The organism is Paenibacillus montaniterrae, assembly GCF_018403185.1.
In the GTDB taxonomy this organism is placed as follows: domain Bacteria; phylum Bacillota; class Bacilli; order Paenibacillales; family Paenibacillaceae; genus Pristimantibacillus; species Pristimantibacillus montaniterrae.
The window spans coordinates 1-439 of record NZ_BOSE01000036.1; the positions used below are offsets into that span (position 1 = coordinate 1).

The 439-nt window shown below is 47.4% G+C and carries 1 tRNA gene and 1 rRNA gene; both read left to right on the forward strand.

Annotated features, from left to right (window positions below):
- Nucleotides 1-93 (forward strand): 16S ribosomal RNA (locus KJS52_RS27005); the annotation flags it as partial.
- A gap of 91 nt (nt 94-184) precedes the next feature.
- Nucleotides 185-260: transfer RNA gene (locus KJS52_RS27010), tRNA-Ala, on the forward strand.
- The last annotated feature ends 179 nt before the right edge of the window (nt 261-439 follow it).

A 439-nucleotide genomic window follows, 5' to 3' on the forward strand; every position in this document is an offset into this window, starting at 1 on the left:
CAAGGGAGCCAGCCGTCGAAGGTGGGGTAGATGATTGGGGTGAAGTCGTAACAAGGTAGCCGTATCGGAAGGTGCGGCTGGATCACCTCCTTTCTAAGAGAACACGATCTTCCGAGTCGAAGATCATAAAGACACAATGTGTCAGACGTGTAAACCATTTGTTCAGTTTTGATGGAATTTGCTCGGGGCCATAGCTCAGCTGGGAGAGCGCCTGCCTTGCAAGCAGGAGGTCAGCGGTTCGATCCCGCTTGGCTCCACCAAACGAATGATTGTATAATTGTTCGTAGGCAGCAACCATCTATTTATTATGTCAACTTGTACCTTGAAAACTGGATAAGAAAGCAAGAAACATCCAAAGCGAATCGAGTTCAAACACATGTTTGAAATTTAACTAGGTTAAGCTAGTAAGAGCGCACGGAGGATGCCTAGGCACTAGGAG